The following is a 20,383-nucleotide window of genomic DNA, read 5'->3' as shown; positions in this document are numbered from 1 at the left end:
TCTCCTTATCTAACTCGTTCGATTTTTTCAATCGTATAGTGTTTGCCTGATTCGTTTTCACTTGCCTCAGCCAATGCAGCTAATACCGCTACACGCTCTAATTTAGCATTAGATTGAATGACAGTTGGCTGTGTAGTCTGGGAAACTTTTAGTGACGATTCTTTTACGACCACGTTAGGTTTATTGACAATCCTTGCTGTTACTTGCATCAAAAACATTAGTCCAGATAAAACAAGAAAGACTAACGACATTGCTACGACAGTTAAGCCCAGCGAATCCATAATTGTATGTTCCATTAATTTGATCAGCTCCTTGTATAAGCAAATATTTTAATCAGTTGCTTCGAATCCTTTACATTTACTTCTGAAGATTTTGATCCTTCTAAAAATTTTTTTCCTACTTGTGGGAAAAGCGCGTAAATCAATACTTCTTCATCATTCTTTGCAAGTTCCCCAATCTCCTGTTTCAATGCTTCAAATTCTGGTTGAAGATGATTGGCTGGACGATCTGTAATTCGCTCTTTTTGCCTTACTATCGATGTAATGAAAGCTTCATCAATTGCAACGGGTGATTTGCCATATTCACCTAAAAGATAAGATTTTACCTCGTTGGAAACCATTTTATATCTCTCGCCTGTCAATACATTCATTGCTGCTTGGGTACCAACCATCTGACTTAACGGGGTAACTAAAGGTGGAAAGCCCAAATCGGCTCGTACTTTTGGCACTTCCTTCAATACTTCCTCATAACGATCTGTTGCGTCAGCCTGTTTCAACTGAGAGTACATATTAGAAAGCATTCCACCAGGCACTTGATATAAGAGTGCTCTTGGATCGGGGGTCAACATTTTTGGGTCAAGTAGTCCGTTTGCAAGATATTTATCTTTGATATCTCTAAAATAGTTTGCCGCCTCTTCCATCTTTTCTACATCAATAGATACATCATAGGCGTCTTCTTTCAAACTTAGTACCATTGACTCAGTCGCTGGTTGGCTCGTTCCCTCGCTAAACGGAGAAAGAGCTGTATCAATACGGTCTGCACCTGACTCAATGGCAGCCTGATAGGTTAGATGAGCGATTCCGCTTGTACAATGTGTATGAACAATTATCGGTAAATTGGTTACTTCTTTCAGACGTTTGACTAATTTACGACATTTATTTGGTGTTAAGATTCCTGCCATATCTTTCACACAAATAGAATCAGCACCCATTTCAGCTAATTCTTTTCCCAAGGATTCGTAATAATCTAGGGTATGAATATCACTGATTGTGTAAGCAATAGCTAGTTGAGCTTCTTTTCCTGTTTTCTTTACAGCTTTCAACGCCGTTTGCAGATTTCTTGTGTCATTCAATGCATCAAAAATTCGAAAAATATCAATCCCATTCTCCGCTGAAAGCTTTATAAATTTCTCAACTACATCATCGCCATAATGTCGATACCCCAGCAGATTCTGTCCTCTTACAAGCATTTGCAAAGGTGTGTTAGGCACTAAATGTTTTATTTTTCTTAAACGATCCCATGGATTTTCATTTAAGTAACGTATACAAGAGTCAAAAGTTGCTCCGCCCCAACACTCAAGAGAGGAATAACCTATTTCATCTAACAATGGTAACACTGGTTCCATGTCTTCCATTGACATACGAGTAGCCATTAAACTTTGATGTGCATCTCGCAAAATTGTGTCAGTAATCTCGATTTTCATTTTTGAGTCCTTTCTTTTTTAAAGATATAGCCTCCCTTATTTTCAGATAAAGGAGGCTAACAAAAAAACTTCTTACGGATAAAACGGGAACAGGATCGGCAATAGAATTAGACTTACTATTGTTGACACGACGATCAAAGGCAGTCCCGCTTTCACATAATCCATGAACTTGAAGCCACCTGGAGAAAGAACCATCGTATTTGCAGGCATTCCGATTGGTGTAGCATAAGCACAAGAACCACCGATAACTGTTGCCATCAATACAGCTCTTGGATCAGCACCCATTCCTGTCGCAATAGACAAACTGATTGGAACTAATAACGCAGTCGTTGCAGTATTTGACATGAAGTTTGTCAACACTGCAGATAGCAAGAAGATAGCTGTCAGTAATGCGAATGGAGAAGCATTCTGACCCAACAATCCGATCACCGCATCTGCAATCAGCTCCCCTGCACCAGTTACCTCTAAGGCGTTTGCCAAAGCCAAAGTCCCACCAAAAAGGAAAATCGTTTGCATATCAATTGCTTTATATGCCTGTTTTTCAGTAATAACACGACATAATACTAAAAGAATCGCTCCTACACAGCCAGCAACATATAACGGAATACCTGTTTGATTTTCAAAAATCATACCAAGAATAGTCATTATCAAAATAACTAGAGACAACATTTGCTTCCATTTTGGAATGTGCGAATAATCAACATCATCAGAAAAAGCTCCATCATCATCTATGCTTGTTTCATTTGGCAAAAATCGATACCCAACTACGCTAAAGAAGATGATACCAATAATCAAAATTGGCAATCCTACATAACCAAATTCGAAAAATCCGAAACTCATGCCCATCTCTTGCAGAGCAGATTGAGCAATTAAGTTCCCTGGCGCACCAATTAAGGATAAGTTTCCACCCATTGCAGCTGCAAAAGCTAGAGGCATCAACAAACGTCCCCTTGAAAAACCAGATTTAGAAGCAATACCAATAACTACAGGAATTAAAACAGCCGCGGTTCCGGTATTGGAAAGAAAACCAGACATTGTACCAGTGATAACCATGATAGCCACAATTAATTGTCTCTCGGATTTTGCAAATTTAGATACTACAGCGCCAATTTTGTTGGCCATACCTGTTTCAAAAAGTGCACCGCCAACTACAAACATTGCCACAAACAAAATAACATTCGTATTTACAAATCCATTGAAAGCTTCTTTTGGATCCAGTACTTTAGTCAAAATCAACCCAATACAAACGATCATAGATGTTAGTGCCAAAGGAATTTTTTCTGTTACAAACATCACAATCGCAAATAATAAAAACAAAAGTGTAATAATAGCAGGACTCATATCCTTACCCTCTTTTCCTTCATTTCATTTGAAGTCAACAATGTGACTTCCAAACCCTATTTAATAAACCCAACTTGTTTACTGATTCGTTCGATCTCTTCCTCTTTGCGTCTGTTGAATTCTACCTTGTTGTTCTCAAAAAGATTGGAACCTTCCGTATCAATTGAAACAATCAATGGACCGTAATTCTTTACTTCGTTTACCCACAATGTTTCTGGCATTCCTAAATCTTTCCACTGAGCATCGACAATTCTCTCAACTTTTTCAGCAGCATAGACAGCATTTCCTGCTGGATAAACTAAATGTAGAGCCTTGTTCTCTTTGCAACCTTTTACAGTTCCAGGTCCCATTCCGCCTTTTCCTACGATTAAACGAACACCAGTCTCTTTGATGAACTCCTCTTCAAATTTTTCCATACGCATACTCGTTGTAGGACCTACAGAAATCATTTCGTATTCGTTGTTTCCATGATCTTTAACAATTGGACCAGCATGTAGAATCGCTTTATCTTTGACATCAACCGGTAACGGTCGTCCTTCTTCAACCACTCGTCGATGAGCAACATCTCGGCAAGTAACCAACGTTCCTTCTAAATAAACGATATCTCCAATTCTAATATTTTCAATATCCTCAGCACTGATAGGTGTTTTTAAATGGTATTCTTTCATAATTCTACTCCTTCATGTAATGGTAATTCGTAGTTTAAATTACGATCAAAATTGATTTTCCCACGACGATGCGACCAGCACCCCACATTTACAGCTACACCAATGACAGACGGGTGGCGGCCAGTATTGATAATGTTGACGCCCATAACAGATTTTTTTCCTCCAAAACCTTGTGGTCCTAAGCCGATATTGTCAATCCCTTCCTCAAGCAAACGTTCCATCATCGCTGCATTTTCGTTCGGGCTCACGCTGTCAACTTCTCTCATCAAAGCAAGTTTAGAGTTCATGGATGCTGTTTCCACAGAAGTTCCAATACCAATCCCTACTAAAAGTGGAGGACATGCATTGATTCCATAACTAGTCATTTGATCCATCACAAAGCGGACGACACCTTCATATCCTTCACCCGGCATCAAAACTTTTGCGGCGCCAGGTAAGCTACAGCCACCACCTGCCATATACACATACATTTCTATATCATCACTGTCTCCATCAATTTCAGTAAATACAGTTGGTAATCCAGTACCGATATTTAATCCAGTATTATACTCATCAAATGTTTGAACAGCATTGTGTCTCAATGGTGCCTTTTTCGTTGCAAGATAAACAGCTTCTTTTAAGATATCTTTCAGTTCACTAAGTAGTGGAAATTTCGATCCAACTTTGATGAAGAATTGAAGTGCCCCAGTATCTTGGCAACTAGGACGATTTAATTCCTCTGCTAACATTTGATTTTCTTTCATCGTATCGTAAACCAATTGTTGTAATGGATCTACTTCAATTTTTGAAAGTTCGTCCAATTTTTTTGTTACGTCATCAGGAAGTCTTCTCCCCACGACTGCAATATATTCAACAAGAATATCTCGCATTTTTTGAGCTTCAGAAGACAACGTCTTTGCTTCATAAGCATATTTAAGCATTCCTAATACCTCCTAGTTTTTTCTTTATTATGACCTCAAAAAAATTGATTATCTATCCATTAATTAACGAATCAAAGAATACTAGTTAACCTTCTCTTCCACGATCATTGAGACATTCATCAAATGAAAAGATAAAATAAGACATTAGAAAAACGATATATATAAGGTTTTGTTTGCGCTTTCAAAACGTAAGTATATTAAAAAAAGGGTAACCACATTTTTGCGATTCCCTTACATAGAAAAAATTAATTTCCTTTTTTATTGAATTATGCCTCTTATGTTATCCACCAAATTATTATATTTGTGCTCGTATTCTCTACTTGTACAAATATCACACGGATTTTGACCATTTTGGGAAGCAAACTCACGATAAGATAGAAGTTTTTCTTCAATCAAATCTTTTTCTTCGAAATTTAAATCAGACTTGAATGTTTTATCAATCTCTTGAATATGAGGACTAATTTGTTTTCTATACTCAGAAGGAGTAGTTCCAAAATGTTTTTTAAACATTTTGTTTAAAGCTTTAACATCACTAAAGCCGTTTTCGAGAGCGATAGTGGCAATTTTTTTTTCAGTAGTCGCCAATGATCTAATGGAGTGCTGTAATCGACATCTTGTAAGATACTCATAAAAATTTATACCTAATTCTGATTTAAACATTTTAGATAAATAAGGAGTTGAGTAATTGCAATGATGGGCAAGTAACTCAAGTGTGATATCCGATTTAAAATTATCTTCAATATATTGAATTGCGAAATCCAAAAATTCTTTCTTTTGTCCAACAGTATACGTGCTTTTCTTACTTGTGTTCGATAGAAAGAACTTAGTCATTTTTTCAGCAATACTAAAAATTAGTACGTTATGGCTTAATTCGTTTGTAGAATTACTTTCAGAAAGAAGTTGTAATTTAGCCAGATCTTGTCGTAAATGATCGAATAAAGGATTCTTTCTTTCTTTTGTAGCGTTCAGTTCAAAGCGTCCTTTGGATAAGTCTAACCCTTGTGATGAAAAAAAATCTGGCGATATATATAACCGCATTGCTATACTATTTGGAACGGAAGCAAAAGTGGCGTGTCCGCAATTAGAATTAATAATTAATAGGTCTCCTTCTTCTAAACCAAAGGTATTCCCCTCAACATTCACTTCAATTTCACCCGTTAATAGCCACAATAATTCGATTTCGTAATGCCAATTGTAGTGATAACTTCCAACTTTATAAATCAATTGATCATAAGAAATATCTATATTTTTAAATTCATACTTTTTTCGGACTTCCATTCAGTCACCTCCTGATTGTGCGTAATTCAAAATCTATTAAAATATTTCGTTGGTAAAGGTCTTCCCAACCTTGATTGTTCAATCTTTAGATACAAAAAGACACTTATCCCCCTTCTGTTTGGTAGAATGAAGTTGACAAGCAACACCCCACAAACAGTGAAAGGAAAGTACAAATGTCATCTTCATTATATTCAGATTTGATTGAAATTATCAATACCCAACAAAAAATTATTTTGGCTCTTATGCTTCAACTGAGTTCGATTTTTTCGAACTCGAAAGCACCAAAAACCACGGATATCGCGAATTTAAACTATCAAAACTAACTGTCGATGAACTCCCAAAAGTAATCGAATCGGAAAAAGTTGACTATAAAAAACTTCTGGAAGAACATCGGATTTTAACTGGCAAGCTATTGAAACCTGTCCAACGACACACAACCTCAAAGACAGTTGATCCTACCGGGTATTGTCCCCGTTGCAAAACCCCATCCGATTTTCTGTATCTTAATAACGGTCAGGCGGATGACAACCAATATCGTTGTAAAGTCTGTTCGGCCTTGTTTAATCATAAGAATCGGTTTCTAAAAGAAATCACACTCAAATGCCCCGTTGTAACAATACTCTGATCAAGACCAAACAGCGCAAAGGGATTAGTATTCACAAATGCCGAAACACAGAGTGTCCGTACTATCGAAAGCGGCTGAAAGGATTATCCAAGAAAGAACGGAAAGCCTTCAAGAAAAACAAAACACTTTTTAAAATGCATTATATCTACCGTGATTTTGAACTTTCTCTGGCAGAACAAAGATACGCCAAATTACAAATCACCCGTCCAACTGAAAAATATCGACTATTCGCCGCATGTTTTAGGCCTCATTTTGACCTATCACGTCAACTACGGTCTGTCGGGTGAAAAGACTGCCGCATTACTGTATAACATCCACCAACTGAAGATTTCTGGACAAACGATTCGGAACTACGCCCGCTCTGTCGCGCACCTCGTGCGCCCGATGACGGACTATTATCCGTACGAATTATCTGATCAATTTTGCGGATATGAGACCTATATTCGTGTTCAAAGCAAGTGGCACTACATTTACTTCTTCTTTGATGCTGAAAAGAAGATTATTCTCTCTCATCGATACAATCGTCAGCGAGATACACAAACTGCCATCCAAACGATCCACGATGTGGTGCGTCGATTTGAACATGTTCCAGACGACTTAAAACTAATCGTTGATGACAACCCGATCTACAAATTGGCAGAAGCTTTTTATGCTCAAAATAAGATTGATTTTGAAGTCATTCAAGTCATCGGATTGACCAACAAAGATGCCGTATCAAAGGAATACCGACCGTTAAAACAACTCATTGAGCAACTGAATCGTACGTTTAAAGCAACCTACAAACCACTTGGCGGCTTTAACTCTGAAGCAGGTCCGCTGGCTTATGTAACCTTATTTATGACGTTTTTCAATTTCTTGCGTCCACATTCTAGCTTAGAAAAAGGCAGAGTACCAGTCATTTTGCCGGATCTGAATTCCTGCGATGATATGTCGCAGAAGTGGATCAAGCTGTTACAGCTCTCAGAATAATTCATCAAAGAGAAGCAGGCTGCCTAATACTTTCAGTAACGAGTTGCCCAATTAGAATAGACGAAGCGCACGCTTGACCATCTGTAAAAATGGCTTACACTGGCTGGCCGAGGGTGAGCTTTATCATGCATTTCTTTCGTTCAACTAGGCGCCCTTGTCCACCTCACAAGCCATTTTGAAAGATAGTCAGGTGCTATTCGGCAAACAAGGACTACTTTCGATCGTACCCAGTTTATCTGAGCTTGTTTTTCATAGATTCTTTTGAATTGCCTGATTGTGAAATATTAATCAAATCATTCACAGTTAATTTAACACAAAAGTGTATCGAAATACATATTATATTATTTTACTAGATATTTCTTAAGAGCGCCTCTGAAAACTAACCGAATAATTTTTTCTAGCAATTTTTATCAGATTATCTATCTGAGTAATCTGATAGCTTTAACATAAATCACTTTATTCTTGTTTTTCGTCTCTTTGATTACTGGTCTGCTTCTTCATACTTCCTCACTAGTATTGCAAAGATTCTCAATCTGCATTTTATCAAAGTCCTTTCAAATGTCTATACGGAAGTTTTTCATGATGTGGTATCTTCCTGCTAACTATTAACCCGTAATCACATGTCTCACTTTTTAAGAAGTTTCTTTCACCATTAAACTAGAGATGACTACGTTTAATACTGTAATAAAGATAGGCTCCTGAAAATTAGCAAATATCAACGATTGCGTAAAAGCATTTAGTAATGCGTGATATAAGACACAAAGCCATAGGCTGTCAGTTATTCTATAAATACTTCCCACCACTAGGTAAGCGTCATATTGACGGTTCTTTCAAATTCATGGATTCGATATACTAAGTGTAGTATAATTTGATTGGTGGTAGCTACTCTTACATGATAAAAGTATTCCTTTGGAAGAATTACTTTTATCATTGGACGTTAATTTACATGTTGACGATTGTCAAATAACAAAAGAGAAAATCACCTTTGATGTTTCTTCCATTTCTACCTCTGCAAAGTGCCCCACGTGTCACTGCAAATCCATCAATATTCATGATTCTTATACTACTAAAATTCAAGATCTACCGATTCAAAGTAAGACAGTCTATTTAAATTTACTTATACGAAGATTCAAATGTCAAAATCCTGACTGTTCTAAAAAAACATTTTCTGAGACGTTCCCTTTTAGGGAACGAAATGCACGAAAAACAACACGATTGATGAAACTAATTGTTGATTTTGCAGAAAATCGGAGTTCTGTAGGTATGACTAAAGACCTTGAAGAAATGGGAATCATAGTAAGAAAGAGTAGTCTATGCAATTATCTTGGGCAAAAAAAATTCACGTAGATTATGATGTAGCTGAAATATGCATTGATGATTTCGCTCTGAAGAAACGCCAACGTTATGGCACAATTATGGTAGATATCAAAACTGGGAAAATTGTTGACCTGCTGGAATCTCGCGAAAAAGAGGATGTGATCGAATGGCTTAAAAACTTCAAATGTGTTGAGCTGGTGTCACGTGATGGTTCTCGTACATACTCTGCAGCGATTAAGAAAGCATTCCCTCATGCAATACAAGTCACCGATAGATTTCATTTGGTTGCTCGTCTTTGTGAACTCGCTCAAACATTCATGCGACACTCTTTCCCGCCAAGGATTCCAATCGAGATTTCCAATGAAAAATTTGAAGATCTTCTTCTATATGCTTCACGAAGAGATAAAATTATTTATGTAAAACGGCTGCATACCGACGGTATGACACAGCAAGAAATTCGAATGAAAACAGGCTTCGACCTAAAACTATTTCCAAGTATATAAAAATGAAGGAGGAGGAAATTCCGGAAGATAAAGCAATATTTTGGGAACGACATCATAATGAGCTAATGGAAGAAAAACAACAACAAATTGATGAAGTGAGAGCCCTTGCCAAAAAAGGAGTTGCCCTTTCCGAAATAACTGATATTACAGGATACACGCCTCAAACAATTGTAAGATATTTAGGAAAAGATGCTTCTTCTCTCAACGGACAATATGGGATCGATCGTCCTGGTAAATTAGAAAAATATCGCAAAGAAGTGCTTGCGCTTCGTAAAGAAAGAAAAACATACTCAGAGATTTTTCAAATTATTTCTGAAAAAGGATATACCGGAACAGTAGATGCTATTCGAGGATATATGTCCCGGCAACGTCGTCTTCATAAACATTTTAAAGAAGAGTATCAAGGGAAATCCATTGAAATATTGGAACGAAAATGGTTAATTAAACTATTCTATTTACCGATTGAGAAAGTTCCCGTCATTGATAGTGAGTTATTGGAATTAGTTTTTAATCAGCATCCAAAATACAAACAACTCTATGAATTAGTTTGGAAATTTCGTCATTGTTTTAAAAAACAAGACCTAGAGTCTTTTAAAAGCTGGATGTCTTCTGTAAAAGAAAATTTTGATGATGTCTCTCTATTAAAGTTTGTGGGTAGTCTCTTAAATGATTTCCCAGCAGTCAAATATGTGATTACTCATAAATATAACAATGGTTTAGCCGAAGGTAGCGTAAATAAGATAAAGACCATAAAGAAACAGATGTATGGACGGTGCAGTTTCAATTTATTACGAAAAAAAATTTTATCATTGGAAAATCGTCGAATTCCATGAAATTGGAAAGAACCGGTTCGGCGCTTACTAAGTAATCGACCTACAGATCATTTCCTGTCAGTTTTAGTATGACAGGAAATAATCTGTAGGTCGATTCTTTTTCATTCTGTTTGGCGGCGGGAACCGCCATAGGTATTTGTCACAACCTCTCAAGAAATATTATATTTAGAATTAGTTTGATTCCACTACGCTTCCCTGAACTTCTTCAATTTCTTCAATTTCTTCAAACTCTTCAGTCTTAACCATTCCATCATTAAATCCAAAGAAATATGTGGTGATGGCAGTTCCGAAGAATGCAAGGGCACAAGCAAACAAGAATCCACCAAAACCTACTCCAATTCTGGCTGGAAGTGTAAGTAAGTTTGTACCAATATAAGTAGTAGTTCCGGCGCCTGACCATGCTACTATAGCACTTGCTATACCAGTAAAGAATACTCCTATGAAGAAAGGTCGTTTATATTTTAGATTAATACCATATAATGCTGGTTCAGTAATACCAGCAATCAAAGCAGATACAGATGCTGATCCAGCAATTTGCTTAACACCTTTATTTTTAGTCTTCATAAATACACCAAACGCTGCTCCTGCTTGAGCAAAATTATTAGGACCTGCGATCGTAAAGAATGTATCTCGACCATATTTTTCAAGATTCATAAACACAATTGGGAAAAATGCCCAGTGAACACCTAAAATAATTAGAAATGGCCATACTGTTCCTAAAACCCATCCCGCAATTATTGGATTAATACCCACTAAAATTTGATATCCAGATGCTAATGAATTACCAACCAAATCTGAAACTGGCCCAATTACTAAAAATGCAGCTGGTACCAATATCGCTAAACATAAAAGAGGAATTAAAAATATTTTTATCATTGAAGGAACAATTTTCTCTAAAAATTTCTCAAGTTTTGATAATACATAAACTGTTAAAATAATTGGAATTACTGTTGAAGTGTAGCTTACTAATGTCACAGGAATTCCTACAAATGATAACGCATCTCCATTGGTATATGCTTCTATCATATTAGGGTATACTAATGCTAAAGCAACTCCAACTGCAACAAACTTATCTGTTTTAAATTTTTCAGCTGCTGTAAATGCTAAAATCACAGGTAAGAACTTAAACACACCATCTGCTGCTGCATTCAAAATCTGATACGTTCCTGAATCAGAAATAAGCCACCCTGCATTAATACAAACTGCCAACAACCCTTTTAAAATACCAGCACCACTAATGAGCCCTAAAAACGGAGTAAAAATACTTGAAATCGTATCCAATAGAACTGAAATAATATTTTTTTTCTTTTTTTCTGATTCATCATCGATCTCGGCAACCATTTCATCACTCTTAATTATATTAGGATATAATTCTTTAACTTCTTTAAATACTTCTTTAACTTGTGTTCCAATAACTACTTGAATCTGACTGCCTACCTCAATAACCTTAAGAACCCCATTAACGTTTTCAAGATTTTTCACATTAACTGCATCTTTGTTTTTTACTGTAAAACGTAATCTAGTTACACAGTGTACAAGAGAGATAATATTGTCCTCAGAACCTAGATTTTTCATAATACTGTTAATTTGTTTTTCGTACTTCATATCAAGATACCTTCCTCACCTTTTATTTTTTTTGCACTTTTTACCTTTCTATATATTTTATTTATTAGTACTTTATTCACAAATAACTCACTAAAATAAGATTATCAACTAATTATTCTACTGTAACTTCTTTAATCAGTTGTGTTCCATCTGATAAATATACTTTTGCTTTCCAGTTTTCCCCTGCTTTAACATCAAAGACTGGTTTTTGTCTCCAATTATTATGAAAATTAATCATAAAAGGATCATCATAAGCACGTTCAACCAAAACGTCATCTCTATAAAATTCTACGTAGTTTATTTTTTCAGGATACAAACTAGCTAATCTGATAAATCTTTTATTCCCAATATGATTATTTCTCTCTAATCCCTGTAAATAAAATTGATCTTCAATAGGTAATGTTAACATTTCACCAGTTAGAGCTTCCTTCATTCTCAATGCAAAAAATTGGTCTTCTCCTTTAGTGATTCCCCAATTAATTGGAGGCTCTTGTTTAGTCATATTATTGTAATAGCCCCAAGAAACATGTTCTCTCAAACACACAGGTAATTGACTTAACGCTTGAGAATCTTCATTTATTAAAATCGGTTTTCTAGGCTGAGAATTCTTAGCTAATTTTAATAAGTTATACAAACGATTTCTAGACGTGCCATTTCCATGAATAATTACTACATCCGAAGCTTCTGCGATAATTTCAGAAAAATAGCCCCCTGTACCACTACAACCTACATACATCCCACCAGAAGCTTCTTGTGCTGCTTCAATCAATCGAACTATTCCATGTTCTTGAGTAAATATTTTTTGATTATAGCCCTTAATATCATGCTCATTAGCAATTTCAATAATTATATTTTTGTATTCTTGTTCTCTAAGCCATGTACAGATAGTTTTTGTTGCTTCCAAAACTGAATTATCATCAGATAAATAATTTGATTGAAAAGCATAGAAAAGACTCAAAATTACAACCATTCCTTTTTCATCAGCTGAATTTAAGACTCTTTTCAATCTCTTCAAGTACTCCATATCAATAGTTTTACCATCCGAAGAAAAAGGGTTGTTTCTCATTTTACTTAATTGGGTATCATTAAAACTAAAACAAGGTCCCCCACCCTGAATTCCAAGAGTAAATGCTCGCAATCCAGATTCATACCATTCATCTAAGGATTCAATTAGTTCTTCTACGTTAGTATCTGGATCAAATTTTTTTCCAAATCTATTATAAAAATCAGGATTAGCTTTATCATCAAAAACACCTTGGACAAATCTTGCATTAAGTAATAATCCTTTATAGTTGCAATCATGAATTTCACTGTACGTAATTTCGTCATTAATATAAAAATCCGTATTCCTAATCTTTAATTTAGTTTTCATATTTCCTCCTTTTTACATAGTACGTCCTACGTATAATATTATAATAATCACTACGAGTTTTTTGCGAGCGTTTTCCGCAATTTCAAATTTCATCAATATCAGTTTCACATGTAATTGTAATTATCAACTATTACTTTTCTCCATTAAAAAACCAATATCAATACATCTTAAAACTGTCTTTGTTGTCTCGATGACACCTGCTTTAGTATTTTCAATTGCTTTTTCTAAAGTCATCGGTTGCGTTACTATTGGAAGGACACAAGATATTCCCTGGTTATAAATACTATCTAACTTTCCATTTTTCCCTCCTACTAATGCAATCACTGGCTTATTGTATTTTTTTGCAATTCTTCCAATTCCAACCGGAGCCTTTCCAAACAGTGATTGCTCATCCATTCGACCTTCCCCAGTAAAAATTAGGTCAGCTTGCTTTACATTTTCTTCAAAATCTATTAATTTTAATATCTCTTCGATACCATTCTTATGCTGAGCTTGACAAAATGTTTGTAATGCAGCTCCTAGTCCTCCAGCTGCTCCAGCTCCAATTGATTCTTTTTTATTAAAGGAAAATTCAATTTCTAAAATTCCTCCATAACTTGACATCCATTCATCATATTTGTCCAATTGATTGATATCTAAACCTTTCTGTTCTCCAAAAAAATAAATTGCTCCTGTTTTACCAACTAAAGGATTTTCTACATCTGATAGAATCGTGAATGTAGTATTTTTAATCCGAGGATCTAATTTTTCCAAATCGATCTTCGCAATATCTTTTAATCCTACTAGTCCTTCCTCGACAGGATTTCCTAATTTATCAAAGAATTCTACGCCTAACGCTCTCGCCATTCCCATTCCACCATCATTAGTTGCAGTTCCTCCAAGCCCAATAAATATATGTTTTGCACCATAATCTAAAGCCTGGATAATCTGCTCACCAACTCCAAAACTAGATCCTTTTAGAGCACATACTTTATTCGCTTTTCTCAGCGTAAGACCTATGGTTTGGGCTGCTTCAATAATTGCAATCTCACCATCTAGCAATCCAAATCGAGCAGGAATAAGTTCACCAAAAAGATCATGAGCATTCAATTCAATAGTATCACCTTTTTTTTTACTCATAATAGCATCCAAAGTGCCTTCGCCACCATCAGCGATTTCTATAACTTTTATATTAGCATTAGGTAAAATTTCAAGAACACCTTGTTTTGTATATGAGCCAAGTTCTTTACTACTTCCACTCCCTTTAAATGAATCTAAAGCTATCAAAATATTACTAATATTCACTAAATCACCTACTGATTATTTCATCATGTTATAAATTTTTTCAAATCCTGATGTTCCAATTTTATAAATAGGTACATTAGTTTCCATCAGTGGGACCAAACTCATGGAAATTTGGGAAAATGCAATGACATCAACTTCTTCTTGAACTTTTTGAATCATGTTATTTATCATTTCATCATGTTTCTGTCTATCACCAGCTACAAGAATATCAAAAGCACCTTCAACGACATAGTGCTGGATTGTAATATCTTTATTTTGTTCTTCTGCTTTCGTTTTTATCATACTATCCATCGCAAGAGGACTAGTAGGAATGGTACCAATAATTCCAATATTTTTGCCATTTTGAATTGCTAATTCAGCCACAGGTTCTTCAATATTAATAATGGGAATATTTAAAAATGGCTTGATGTTCATAGTCGCCTGATTAACTGAAGTACAAGTTGTAATAATACCATCTGCTCCTGAAGCTTCTGCTGCTTTAGCATAGGCTAGCATTTTTGCAGATACATTTGGAGTTACCTTCCCAAATTCTCTGGTTTCTTTCAATAAGCTATCATCCATGATATTGATAATATCAACATCAGAATTGTCCTTCAAAAAAGGAACTCCAAAAGGTTCGTAAATCATTTCCATAAAATTATTAACCGTATTTAAAGTATAAAGTTTTTTCAAATTATTCTCCTCCAATTTAATTTTCAAAAATTCTATTTAATTTCATTTTGAATGTTACCATTGATATAACTAATTACATTATTTTTAGCCATTTCCATTATTCTCGCCCGAGCTTCCTTTGTCCCCCAGGCAATATGAGGTGTGATAATAATATTTTGCGCCTTTAGTAATGGATTATCCCCTTTGATTGGTTCGGTTGAAACAACATCAACCGCTGCACCAGCAATTTCATTATTATTTAGCGCATCTCTCAGAGCATATTCATCTACAAGACCTCCTCGAGAACAGTTTACTAAGAATGCTGTAGTTTTCATTAGTGATAAAGTTTCTCCATTAATAATTTTAGAAGTTTCTTCCGTTAATGGACAGTGTAACGTCACAATATCAGACGTCTCTAATAGCTCGCTCAATGTTTTTTGAGTGAAACCTTCATTTTCAAATCCTTTAATTGTATTTAAATCAAAAAAATTGACATTCATTCCAAATGATTTTGCAATACTCCCAACATTTTGACCAATTCTACCAAAACCTACAATTCCTATAGTCTTACCAGCCAATTCAATAAGTGGCTTTTTCCAATAACACCAATCTTGATTATTTTGCCATTCTCCTTCTTTTACACTATCTGAATGTAGGCCAATATTTAAGCACATTTCTAGAATCATTCCAAAAGTAAATTGTGCTACAGTATCAGTTCCGTATGTTGGTACATTGGTAACAATAATCCCTTTTTCATGAGCAGCACTTACATCAATAACATCGTAGCCTGTTGCTAACACACCAATATACTTTATCGAAGAGCAATTTGATATAATTTTTTTACTAATCGGTGTTTTATTGGTAATAATAATCTCAGCATCACCGATTCTTTGTTCTATCATTTCTTCAGGTGTTCTATCATAAACCTCTACTTCACCAACTTCTTTAAATCCTTCCCAAGAAAGATCACCAGGATTGAGAGTATAGCCATCGAGAATAACTATTTTCAATTAAAACACCGCCTTAGTTTCTACTAACTCTTTAACATGTTCACAAATTGCTTCTACTGCTATATTATTCATCTCAAGTAATCGTTCGTACGGTGCAGACTCACCAAATCTGTCATTTACTCCTACTCTTCTGATTTGGCCACTACCAACTTCTGCAATAACTTCTGAAACAGCTGACCCCAAACCATTAATGATATTATGATCCTCTACCGTAATAATAGTATTCGTCTCAAAAATTGCTTTTTCAACGGCTTTCCTATCTAACGGTTTAATTGTATGCATATCAAGTAAAGTAACATTGATTCCTTCTGATTTTAGTTTTTCAGTTGCTTTTTTTGCAATTGCAACAGTATCACCATTTGCAATAATTGTTGCATCTTTTCCCTTATAAAGATAATTTGCTTTTCCAATTTCAAATTTGGTGTCTTTATCATAAATTTCATCTACACCATCTCGTGTAAAACGCATATACACTGGCCCATAGGTATTTGCAGCTTCTCGAATAAGCTTTCTAGCAGAATTATAATCTGCTGCCATAATTACTGTCATATTTGGAATTGTTCGCATAATACCTAAATCTTCAATACACTGATGTGAACCACCATCATTTGCTGGTGTTAGCCCTCCATGAGAACATAACATTTTAACATTTAAATTAGGGTAACAAACTTCTTGCCGAACTTGTTCCAATGCTCTCATACTTCCAAAAACTGCATATGTAACAACAAATGGAATCTTACCTGTAGTTGCAAGACCAGCAGCTACTCCAACAGCATTTTGTTCCGCAATTCCCACATTGATATGTTGGAGTGGAAGCTCTTTAGAAAATGGTTGTGTCTTGCATGATTTAGAAACGTCACAATCTATAACAAAAATATCACTATTTTCCTTTCCTAATTGTAAAATTTCATCTCCTAAAGCTTCTCTTGTTGGAATTCTATTCATCTTTATCACCTTTCAATTCTTTCATTGCAATTTCATACTCTTGATCATTTGGTGCTACACCATGCCATGATGGAATATTTTCCATAAACGAGACACCTTTTCCTTTAATTGTCTTACAAATCAATGCTTTAGGGTGTCCATCTTTATTTGATTTAAAATGATCTAACGCCGTAACAATTTCTTCAATCTTATGTCCATTAACTTCAAGTGTTTCAAAACCAAATGCATTGAATTTTGCTTTCAAATCTCTTGTAGGCATAATTTCATCTGCAGATCCATCATTTTGTAAATTATTATTATCTACTATCACTACTAAATTATCTAAGTCATATTTACTTGCAGTCTGTGCTGCTTCCCATACCTGTCCTTCATTACACTCACCATCTCCAAGAAGTGTGTAAGTATAATAGTCTTTATTCGTTAATTTTGCACTCAAGGCCATACCCACAGCACAAGAAATCCCTTGTCCCAATGAACCAGTTGAAATATCTATACCTGGACATCGTTTCATATCTGGATGTCCTTGTAGCATAGAACCTTCTTTTCTTAATTTATAAATTTCTTCTTTGGGAATTATATTTTTTAAAATTAGTGTAGAATATAGAATCGGACATACATGCCCTTTTGATAAAACAAAACGATCCCTATTCTCACTTTTATAGTTCTTACTGTTAATATTCATAGTATGAAAATATAAAGAGGTCATAATATCTGCAGCAGATAACGATCCTCCAGGATGCCCTGATTGTGCAGTGTAAATCATCGTAATTGCAGTTTTTCTCATTTCTACTGCTACATCCTCTAATTCTTTTATTGTTAACTTTTCCATTAATATACCCCCACTTTTATCGTAGGACGTCCTACGTTTAATATCAAAAGGACTTTATCAAATCCTTTTTCTCCATGTTTCAAGCGAATCAAATACTGCTTTGCTCACACTCTTATAGTCTTTATTCAAAATACAATCTAATATGTTTTGATGATATTCAGCTGCTTTTGAATCAATTGTTTCAGCAGCTACATTTTCCATTATAGAATTTTCAAAAATCGTATAAACACCTTTCATTATTCTTATAAAAAAGATATTTTTACACGAGTCAATTAAAACCATATGAAATTGAATATCTATAGCCTGCATACTTTCAATATCTTTGTTTTTTAAAGCTCTCCTCATTTGTTCTATGTTAAGTTGCAATTTTTCAATATCCTTTGTATCAGCTTGTTCAATCGCTAACCGGACTGTTGCTTCGTCTAATACTTGTCGCAACTCCAATAATTCTTCACTGCTACTAGCATCATAAATAATACTGTAAATTACTTTATCAAACAGAGAAGGAGAAGTTTGTGAACAGATATACGTCCCATCTCCTCTGCGAATCTCTACAATCCCCATCGCCTCAAGTATTTTCATTGCTTCCCTAAGTGAATTCCTACTAACACCTAACTCGCCCATAAGCTTAAATTCACTTGGCAATTTAGTACCTATTGTATAGTATCCTTTAATAATTGAATCCGTAATCGAATCAATTATTTCATCTACAATTGTCCCCCTTGTTACAGGTTTTAATTTTTTTCCAATATGTTCTGTCATCCATCCTCATCCTATACACTTTTTTGTATTGGTTACTAGACAATACTAACACATTTGGCAACTTAGATGGTGATAACCTATATTTATCTAAAGTTTTTTCTAAAATAGTAATCATATTACTAGAAATAGAAAATTTCTTGATGTAGCATCATATTTCCTACATCTAGACTAGGTATTTCTTTTTTTTCTGGAAATAGAACCATTACAATGGGGGATTTCTCTTCTTTTTTTAAATATTCATGATCCACTTTAACTAGTAAAGTTTTTTTGCTTATTACATCACCAATGTTCACTTTCACATCAAAGCCTTTACCATTGAGGTCTACTGTATCAATACCAATATGTATCAATACTTCCATTCCTTGAGCAGTTTTTATTCCAATAGCATGTTTAGTTGGGAAAACAGATGTTATTTTTCCTTCAATAGGTGCAAATACCTCTTCAGAAATAGGATCGATTGCAAATCCTGGTCCCATCATACCTGTTGAAAAAACAGGATCATCAACTTCACTCAATGTCATCAATTTGCCAACCGTCGGACTGTAAACGTAGCATTTCTTCTCTTTAAAAACTGAAAACATAACATTCTCCTTTAATCAACTTATTAAAATTACAATTATAATGTTTACTTTTATTAACTAAGGACATACTTATTTTGGATTTTTTGTAGGACGTCCTACGTTTGTAAAGATATCACAGTTGTCTATTTTTTGCAAGGGCTTTCTATATTTTTTGTTTTATAAATCTAGAACATCCGACTGTATATAAATAGAACACTCAAATACGACTACACATTTATATAATGTCTACTGATTAATTAAAATATGTGATTATACCAGTACTGACCGTTACTTTTTGATAAAATAAGTGCAAGAATTTTATCGAAGGAATATTAAAAAACGTGCACTTTTATCAATTTTTGGAGGGCTATGATGTATAAACCACAGATTCACACACAACTTGCATTCGAAGATTTTAATCAACCAATTGGCTTAAAAATGAATCCTGAAAATCGTTGGATAAAAAAAGCGGAACGGATTCCTTGGCTGGAACTTGAAAAAAGCTATGCTAAAAATTTTCGTAATAAAAAGGGCAATGTCGCGAAACCTCTACGTATGGCACTAGGCGCTTTGCTTATTCAAAAAGAGTACAGCTACAGCGATGAAAAAACCGTTCTGCAAATTCAAGAAAATCCATACCTGCAATTCTTCATTGGGCTACCCGGCTATCAATCGGTGCGAAATTTGATCTGAGTATGGATAATGGAATTGCCCGAATTGAACGCACCAGTTTTGATGCCTATAACGAATCTGAAGTACTCGTATCGGCCATCCGCCACCATCATGATCGGCATGACTGTTATCCGAAAAGAGTGTTGGCAGATAAGATTTATCGGAACCGGAAGAATCTTACGTATTGTAAAGATCGAGGAATCCGGCTTTCAGGTCCAGCTCTCGGACGCTCAAAGAAAAATGAAATTCGAGATAAAACAATCGTCTATCAAGACAATGCGGACCGAGTTGAAGTGGAACGCGGCTTCAGCCTCTTGAAACGCTGTTTTAGTGTGGGTTTGATTCGAACAAAACGCAAGGACACGACGCTTACCAGTATCGCGCTCAGTGTGATTGCCATAAATCTGTCAAAACTGACGGCAGATTTTTTACGTCTAATTTTCATATGGTCTTTGAATTTCAGAAGGTTAGGGGCAAAATTATTGAACTTTGTGATTTACGAAAATTTGGCAATTATTCAGTATCAGTAGACATTAA

At 35.1% G+C, this 20,383-nt stretch carries 19 protein-coding genes and 1 pseudogene; 5 read left to right on the top strand and 15 right to left on the bottom strand.

The features are described 5' to 3' along the window. Positions 1-5 precede the first annotated feature (5 nt). From IGI52_RS02770 to IGI52_RS02745, 6 genes are all read right to left on the bottom strand, one after another. Positions 6-296 (bottom strand): OadG family protein, encoded by a 291-nt coding sequence (locus IGI52_RS02770; RefSeq protein WP_438780412.1) that lies wholly within the window; start codon positions 294-296, stop codon positions 6-8. 8 nt (positions 297-304) lie between these two features. After that, complete coding sequence (locus IGI52_RS02765) at positions 305-1,702, bottom strand: pyruvate carboxylase subunit B (protein WP_438780411.1); 1,398 nt, start codon at positions 1,700-1,702, stop codon at positions 305-307. 72 nt (positions 1,703-1,774) lie between these two features. Then, positions 1,775-3,043 carry an SLC13 family permease gene (locus tag IGI52_RS02760; RefSeq protein ID WP_438780410.1) on the bottom strand — a complete coding sequence of 423 codons (1,269 nt, stop codon included), beginning with the start codon at positions 3,041-3,043 and terminating at the stop codon, positions 1,775-1,777. 56 nt (positions 3,044-3,099) lie between these two features. Further along, positions 3,100-3,711 (bottom strand): L(+)-tartrate dehydratase subunit beta, encoded by a 612-nt coding sequence (ttdB, locus tag IGI52_RS02755; RefSeq protein WP_438780409.1) that lies wholly within the window; start codon positions 3,709-3,711, stop codon positions 3,100-3,102. Continuing rightward, positions 3,708-4,631 (bottom strand): L(+)-tartrate dehydratase subunit alpha, encoded by a 924-nt coding sequence (ttdA, locus tag IGI52_RS02750; protein WP_438780408.1) that lies wholly within the window; start codon positions 4,629-4,631, stop codon positions 3,708-3,710. Before ttdA ends, ttdB begins: the two co-directional genes overlap by 4 nt. A gap of 258 nt (positions 4,632-4,889) precedes the next feature. Further along, on the bottom strand, positions 4,890-5,909 hold the full coding sequence (locus tag IGI52_RS02745) for an AraC family transcriptional regulator (RefSeq protein WP_438780407.1): 1,020 nt from the start codon (positions 5,907-5,909) through the stop codon (positions 4,890-4,892). Between the two features lie 775 nt (positions 5,910-6,684). Between IGI52_RS02745 and IGI52_RS02740 the strand changes: the two genes are divergently transcribed. The 4 genes from IGI52_RS02740 to IGI52_RS02725 all read left to right on the top strand — a co-directional run bounded on the left by IGI52_RS02740 (position 6,685) and on the right by IGI52_RS02725 (position 10,156). Beyond that, entirely contained in the window at positions 6,685-7,503 is an 819-nt protein-coding gene (locus tag IGI52_RS02740) for an IS6 family transposase (RefSeq protein ID WP_438780406.1), read from the top strand. Between the two features lie 909 nt (positions 7,504-8,412). Continuing rightward, on the top strand, positions 8,413-8,850 hold the full coding sequence (locus IGI52_RS02735) for a transposase family protein (protein WP_438780405.1): 438 nt from the start codon (positions 8,413-8,415) through the stop codon (positions 8,848-8,850). Next, complete coding sequence (locus IGI52_RS02730) at positions 8,817-9,323, top strand: ISL3 family transposase (RefSeq protein ID WP_438780404.1); 507 nt, start codon at positions 8,817-8,819, stop codon at positions 9,321-9,323. The genes IGI52_RS02735 and IGI52_RS02730 overlap by 34 nt, the downstream gene beginning before the upstream one ends. 2 nt (positions 9,324-9,325) lie before the next feature. Continuing rightward, positions 9,326-10,156, top strand: coding sequence for a transposase (locus IGI52_RS02725; RefSeq protein ID WP_438780403.1), 831 nt, complete (start codon positions 9,326-9,328; stop codon positions 10,154-10,156). A gap of 171 nt (positions 10,157-10,327) precedes the next feature. On the opposite strand, the gene IGI52_RS02720 is transcribed toward IGI52_RS02725, so the two are convergent. The 9 genes from IGI52_RS02720 to IGI52_RS02680 all read right to left on the bottom strand — a co-directional run bounded on the left by IGI52_RS02720 (position 10,328) and on the right by IGI52_RS02680 (position 19,195). Beyond that, a complete protein-coding gene (locus IGI52_RS02720) occupies positions 10,328-11,761 on the bottom strand; it encodes a PTS transporter subunit EIIC (RefSeq protein WP_438780402.1) in 1,434 nt (477 codons plus the stop codon). Between the two features lie 112 nt (positions 11,762-11,873). Then, the gene (locus IGI52_RS02715) at positions 11,874-13,133 is read right to left on the bottom strand and encodes a hypothetical protein (RefSeq protein WP_438780401.1); all 1,260 of its coding nucleotides are present in this window, start codon (positions 13,131-13,133) and stop codon (positions 11,874-11,876) included. Between the two features lie 123 nt (positions 13,134-13,256). Beyond that, complete coding sequence (locus IGI52_RS02710; RefSeq protein ID WP_438780400.1) at positions 13,257-14,417, bottom strand: glycerate kinase family protein; 1,161 nt, start codon at positions 14,415-14,417, stop codon at positions 13,257-13,259. 15 nt (positions 14,418-14,432) lie between these two features. Continuing rightward, a complete protein-coding gene (locus tag IGI52_RS02705) occupies positions 14,433-15,089 on the bottom strand; it encodes an aspartate/glutamate racemase family protein (RefSeq protein ID WP_438780399.1) in 657 nt (218 codons plus the stop codon). A 32-nt stretch (positions 15,090-15,121) separates the two neighbouring features. Further along, a complete protein-coding gene (locus tag IGI52_RS02700; protein ID WP_438780398.1) occupies positions 15,122-16,078 on the bottom strand; it encodes a D-2-hydroxyacid dehydrogenase in 957 nt (318 codons plus the stop codon). Further along, positions 16,079-17,023, bottom strand: coding sequence for a transketolase family protein (locus tag IGI52_RS02695; RefSeq protein WP_438780397.1), 945 nt, complete (start codon positions 17,021-17,023; stop codon positions 16,079-16,081). Beyond that, positions 17,016-17,852, bottom strand: coding sequence for a transketolase (locus IGI52_RS02690; protein WP_438780396.1), 837 nt, complete (start codon positions 17,850-17,852; stop codon positions 17,016-17,018). Before IGI52_RS02690 ends, IGI52_RS02695 begins: the two co-directional genes overlap by 8 nt. A gap of 57 nt (positions 17,853-17,909) precedes the next feature. Continuing rightward, positions 17,910-18,614 carry a FadR/GntR family transcriptional regulator gene (locus IGI52_RS02685; protein ID WP_438780395.1) on the bottom strand — a complete coding sequence of 235 codons (705 nt, stop codon included), beginning with the start codon at positions 18,612-18,614 and terminating at the stop codon, positions 17,910-17,912. A gap of 119 nt (positions 18,615-18,733) precedes the next feature. Continuing rightward, positions 18,734-19,195: a PTS sugar transporter subunit IIA gene (locus IGI52_RS02680; RefSeq protein ID WP_438780394.1), complete on the bottom strand. Its 462-nt coding sequence runs from the start codon at positions 19,193-19,195 to the stop codon at positions 18,734-18,736. A gap of 351 nt (positions 19,196-19,546) precedes the next feature. On the opposite strand from IGI52_RS02680, the pseudogene IGI52_RS02675 reads away from it, so the two are divergent. Further along, a pseudogene (locus IGI52_RS02675) lies at positions 19,547-20,376 on the top strand (transposase). Positions 20,377-20,383: the final 7 nt, after the last annotated feature.

The sequence above is a fragment of the Enterococcus sp. DIV0187 genome (genome assembly GCF_051713785.1).
GTDB classification, from domain to species: Bacteria; Bacillota; Bacilli; order Lactobacillales; family Enterococcaceae; genus Enterococcus_A; species Enterococcus_A avium.
The sequence above is the reverse complement of the archived record's forward strand: the minus strand, read 5'-3'. Positions and strand labels throughout refer to the sequence as shown.